The 5,096-nt window shown below is 75.3% G+C and carries 6 protein-coding genes; 3 read left to right on the top strand and 3 right to left on the bottom strand.

Annotated elements, in window-relative coordinates; translation table 11 throughout:
* Window positions 1–305 (bottom strand): cation:dicarboxylate symporter family transporter (locus VIB11_RS10255; RefSeq protein WP_332030904.1); only part of this gene is annotated, 305 nt, incomplete at its 3' end.
* Window positions 306–451: 146 nt separating this feature from the next.
* Here VIB11_RS10255 and VIB11_RS10260 point away from each other — a divergent pair.
* From VIB11_RS10260 to VIB11_RS10270, 3 genes are read left to right on the top strand one after another with little or no spacing between them, the layout of a single operon-like run.
* Complete coding sequence (locus VIB11_RS10260) at window positions 452–2,086, top strand: sensor histidine kinase (protein ID WP_332030906.1); 1,635 nt, start codon at window positions 452–454, stop codon at window positions 2,084–2,086.
* Complete coding sequence (locus VIB11_RS10265; protein WP_332030908.1) at window positions 2,083–2,787, top strand: response regulator; 705 nt, start codon at window positions 2,083–2,085, stop codon at window positions 2,785–2,787. Before VIB11_RS10260 ends, VIB11_RS10265 begins: the two co-directional genes overlap by 4 nt.
* Window positions 2,784–3,770 (top strand): phosphotransferase enzyme family protein, encoded by a 987-nt coding sequence (locus VIB11_RS10270; RefSeq protein ID WP_332030910.1) that lies wholly within the window; start codon window positions 2,784–2,786, stop codon window positions 3,768–3,770. Before VIB11_RS10265 ends, VIB11_RS10270 begins: the two co-directional genes overlap by 4 nt.
* On the opposite strand, the gene VIB11_RS10275 is transcribed toward VIB11_RS10270, so the two are convergent.
* Together VIB11_RS10275 and VIB11_RS10280 are read right to left on the bottom strand one after the other, a co-directional pair.
* On the bottom strand, window positions 3,767–4,663 hold the full coding sequence (locus tag VIB11_RS10275; RefSeq protein ID WP_332030912.1) for an aminoglycoside phosphotransferase family protein: 897 nt from the start codon (window positions 4,661–4,663) through the stop codon (window positions 3,767–3,769). The genes VIB11_RS10270 and VIB11_RS10275 overlap by 4 nt on opposite strands.
* A 26-nt stretch (window positions 4,664–4,689) precedes the next feature.
* A partial coding sequence (locus VIB11_RS10280) for a DUF4439 domain-containing protein (protein ID WP_332030914.1) occupies window positions 4,690–5,096 on the bottom strand: 407 nt, incomplete at its 5' end.

Genomic DNA, 5,096 nt, shown 5'->3' on the forward strand with positions numbered 1-5,096 from the left:
GCGACGGTCGACATGGTGAGGAAGTAGGCGAGGGCCAGGCCACCCACGCGGCCGACCTGCGCCGCCCGGCGCACCGAGCCGATGCCGAGGACGATCGTGCAGAAGATGACCGGGGTGATCATCATCTTGATGAGGTTCACGAACATGGTCCCGAGCGGCTTGAGCTCCTTGCCGAGCTCAGGCCAGATCGCGCCGACCGCGACGCCCGCGACCATGGCGGCGATGACGGCGACGTAGAGGTAGTGGGTCCGGTCCCGCGCCGGTCGGGGTCTGGTGTCGACGGCGTTGTCGGCTGTGCTGCTCACGGTGTCCTCCAGCGGTGGGGTCCCAGGCCCCGGGCCTGGGAGAGGTGATCTGACACGAGGGTGGAGGCCACGGTGACTAGGGTCACCGTTGTGTTCATTGAGTTCCCTGCCGCCCGCTGCGGGCGGCAGGCAGCCCGGGTGTGCCGGTGAACCCGGCCCCCGGGTCCGCGGCACCGGGCAGCGGGCTGCGGCGCGCGCTGAGCGCGCCCTCCCGGTGGAGCGTCGCGGGGCAGACGTTCGCCCTTCAGGTCCTGGTGGCGGTGCTGGTGGTCGGGGCCGGCCTGCTCGGCGCCTACGCGCAGGCGCAGCGGTCGGGCACGGCGGAGGCGACGGCCCGGGCCACTGCCGTGGCGGAGTCCGTGGCCGCCACCCCCGACGTCGTCGACGCCGTCCAGACCCCCGACCCCTCACCCGTCCTGCAGCCGTACGCCGAGCGCGTCCGGGTGGAGACCGGCACCGACTTCGTCGTCGTCATGAGCTCCACCGGCACCCGCTACAGCCACCCCGACCCGGCACAGGTCGGGCGCCAGTTCATCGGCCACATCGAGGAGGCCGCGGCCGGCGGCACCGTGGTCGAGGACTACACCGGCACCCTCGGCCCCTCCCGCCGGGTGGTGGTGCCGGTCGTGGACGGCGGCACCGTGGTGGGTCTGGTCGCCGTCGGCATCCGCAGGGCCGCCGTGGCCGAGCGGCTCCAGGACCAGCTGCCGGTCCTGCTCCTGGCCGGTGTGGCGGCGGCGCTGCTCTCCGGACTCGGCATGGCGCTGGTCGCCCGACGGATCCGCCGCCAGACCCACGGCCTCGGCGAGGAGCAGCTCCGCGAGATGTACGAGTACTACGACGCCGTCCTGCACGCGGTGACGGAGGGCCTGCTGCTCGTCGACCTCGACGGCCGGCTGCGGCTGACCAACGACGAGGCCGCCCGCCTGCTCGACCTGCCGGACGACGCGCAGGGCCGACCGGTCGGCGAGCTCGGGCTGGCACCGCCGCTGGTGACGGCCCTCACCGACCCCGAGCCCCGCGAGGACGAGCTGCACGTCACGGACGCGCGGGTCCTGGTGCTGAACACGGCCCCGGCCCAGTGGCAGGGCAGGTCCCTCGGCATCGTGGCGACCCTGCGCGACCGGACCGACCTCGAGGACCTCACCGGGGAGCTCGACTCCGCCCGTGGCCTGACGGAGGCGCTGCGCTCGCAGGCGCACGAGTCGGCCAACCGGCTGCACACCGTCGTCAGCCTCATCGAGCTCGGCCACACCGACCGGGCGCTGGCCTTCGCCACCGAGGAGCTCGCCGCCTCGCAGGTGCTGACGGACAAGGTGGTGGCCTCGGTCGAGGAGCCGGCGCTGGCGGCGCTCCTGCTGGGCAAGGCGGCCCAGGCCACCGAGCGGGGCATCGACTTCGAGGTCGGGGACAGCGCGCAGTGGCCCGAGGGGGTCGCCCCGCCGCGGGAGGTCGTCACGATCGCGGGCAACCTCATCGACAACGCCCTCGACGCCGTCGCCGAGACCCCCGGGCCGCGCCGGGTGCGGGTGGACGCCCGGGTCGAGGACGGGTATGCAGTCCTGGTGGTGGAGGACACCGGGCCCGGGCTGGACCCAGGGGCCGTGGACCGCGCGTTCGAGCGCGGCTACTCGACCAAGCAGGCGAGCGGCCCGGGCCGACGCGGCATCGGCCTCGCCCTGGTCGCCCAGTCGGTACAGCGGCTGGGTGGCGAGCTCGCGGTGCAGGGTCCCCCCGGGGCGAGGTTCACGGTGCGGCTCCCGCTGGGCGGTGGGGCGTGAGCGGCGACGCCGCGCCGGCCCTGGGCGTCCTGCGGGTGCTCGTCGTCGAGGACGAGCCGATCGCGGCCGAGGCCCACACCGCCTACGTCGAGCGGGTGCCGGGGTTCGTGGTGACCGCGACGGTGGGCACCAGCCAGGCGGCACTGCACGCCCTGCAGGACAAGCCCGTCGACGTCGTCCTGCTCGACATGAACCTGCCCGACCGGCACGGCCTCGAGGTCATCCGCGCGATGCGCGCCGGCGGCCACCGCGCCGACGTCATCGCCGTCACCTCCGCCCGCGACCTCGAGGTGGTGCGCTCGGCCGTCTCCCTCGGCGTCGTGCAGTACGTCCTGAAGCCGTTCGTGTTCGCCACGCTGCGGGAGCGGTTGCTGGCCTATCGCGCCTACCGCGAACAGGTGCAGGGCGCCGACCAGGTGGACACCCAGGCGGAGGTGGACCAGGTCATCGGCGGCCTGAGGGCCGGCGCCGAGACGCCGCTGCCGAAGGGCATGAGCGAGGAGCTGCTCTCGCGGGTGTCCCGGGCCCTGCGCGAGGGTGCGGAGGGGGTCTCCGCCTCCGAGCTCGGCGACGCAGTGGGCGTCAGCCGGGTGACTGCCAGGCGCTACGCCGAGTTCCTCTGCGACAGCCGGCTCGCCGTGCGGCGCTCGCGGTATGCCGGTCCGGGGCGACCGGAGGTGGAGTACCGGTGGTCGGGGTGAGCGGGCTCGCAGGCGGCGCGTGGGCCACCCCCGGGGCCGCAGCCACGATCGCGCGCACGTACGGACTGCGTGGCCCGGCCACGCTCACCGGACCGGTCGACCGTGGCGAGCTCGGCGAGATCTGGCGGCTGGAGACCGCGGAGGGCCGGTATGCCGTGAAGGTGCCGTTCGCGCCGGTGGGCCCCGCCGAGCTGCTCGAGCCGGCGGCCTTCGCCGACGCGGTGGCCGACGGGGGCGTGGTGACCCCGAGGGTGCGCCGCGGGACGGACGGCTCGGTGGTGCAGTCGGTCGCAGGCCGCCAGGTCGTGCTGCTCGAGTGGCTCGACCTCCTGCCGCCCAGCACCGCGCTCGACCCGGCCGAGGTCGGCCGGCTCGTCGCCGGGGTGCACCGCGTGCCCTTCGCCGGCGTCCGGGCGCCGAGTGCGTGGTTCTGCACCCCGGTCGGCGAGGCGCGGTGGCGCGAGCTGGTGGCGGTGACCCGAGCGGCCGGTGCGCCGTTCGCCGAGCACCTCGCCGGATACGTCGACGAGCTCCGGGCGCTCGAGGCGATGCTCGACCCGCTGCCGGCCGACCGCACGTGCCACCGTGACCTGTGGGCCGACAACGTGCGTGGCCTCGGTGGCGGTGGCCTCTGCGTCTTCGACTGGGACAGCTGTGGCCCGGGCAGCCAGAGCGAGGAGCTGGGGCTCGTGCTGTTCGAGTTCGGGCGTGGCGAGGCGTCGCGGCACCGCGCCCTCCGGGACGCGTACGTCGACGCGGGCGGATCCGGCCGCGTCGACGGCACGAGAGCCTTCTCGATGCTCATCGCCCACCTCGGCCACATCGGGGAGTACCAGATGAGGCAGTGGCTCGGGGCGCGGCCGGGCTCCGCCGAGCAGGCCCGCGCGGCCGGCGCCGTCGAGGAGTTCCTGGGCGTGCCTCCGCACCCCCGCCTCGACACCGACGCCCTCGAGGCGATCCTCGACCACCTGGCGTCGTGCTAGCCCTCGAGGGCCTTGGCCAGGGCGAGGTGGAGGGTCACGTCGTCGGTGTTGCCGTCGAGCGAGGCCCAGTTGGCCTCGACGACCGAGAACCAGACCGTCCAGGCGCGGGCGGCGTCGACGTCGATTCCGGCCGCCTCGCAGACGATGTCGAAGCGGCGCCGAACGAGGTGGCGGAAGGCCGACCCGCTGCCGAGCTCGGCCACCCGGTTGCGCAGCACCGGCTGCAGCTCGAGGCCGGCGTGCCCCGCCATGGGCTTGGGGTCGATCGCCAGCCACGGCTCCCGGCTGCCGGCGAGCACGTTGCCGAAGTGCAGGTCGGTGTGCAGGAGCGTTCCGTTGCAGTCCGGCTCGCGGCTGAGGTCGGCCGCGAGCGAGGTGGCGCGCTCGACGAACCGCCGGGGCAGGCGGTCGCGGGCGTGCCGGAGCCGCGCGCTCTCGGCCGCGGCGTAGTCCGTCAGGGTCCGCAACCGGGGCGGCGCCGGCACGTGCAGCCGGGCGAGCAGCCCGCCGATGAGCTCACAGGCGGTGTCGGTGTCGACCCCTGCTCCGTCGAGGTCGCGCCCGGGGTCGAGGGCCTCCAGGAGCAGGGCCCCGCGCCCGGGGTCGGCGGCGACGAGCCGGACCGCGCCGTTGCCGTCCCAGTGGCGCAGGGCCAGGGGCTCGCCAGCGCTGTCGTGGTGCGGCCAGCCGACCTTGAGCACCAGGCGCTCGCCGTCGCGCTCGACCGGGACCACGACGGCGGTCCAGCCGGTCATGCCCCGACCTGTCGGCGTGAGACCCCAGCCGTCGATCAGCTCCGCGAGCAGTCGCGGCAGACCAGCCGCCCACTGCGCCCCGGACGGCCCGCCCTCGGGAGGGAGGCGCCCGACCCACTCCCGCCAGCTGTCGGGCACGAGTGCTGCAGCCTCGGCGGTCGACGTCACGACAGTCCGGGGAAGGGCTGGGGCGCCATCCGCCACCGGTAGGCAAGGACCTCGGCCTCGGCGAGCCACTCGACGCAGGAGGCCAGCGAGCCGGCCCGCCCCGCGGAGCCGTCGACGGCCGCCGCGTGGCTGGCGCGCAGCCCACCGAGCACGGTCACCGCCAGCCTGCGGGCAGCGGCGGGGGTCGTCACGGCAAAGGGCAGGGGGTAGCCGAGGGCGGGCGGGGCGGCCGCCTCCCCGGCGAGCGTCGACACCAGCGCGGCCCGGGCGCGAAGGGTCGCCAGGGTGGTGGTGGCCAGCGCTCGCTGGGCGTCCCGGGACTGCGCGGCCACGACCTCGAAACCGTAGACGGCGGCGCGGAGGCTCTCCAGCGCCGTGACCGCCAGCTCGGTCTCGACCTCGG

Source organism: Pedococcus sp. (assembly GCF_036554925.1).
Taxonomy (GTDB): domain Bacteria; phylum Actinomycetota; class Actinomycetes; order Actinomycetales; family Dermatophilaceae; genus Pedococcus_A.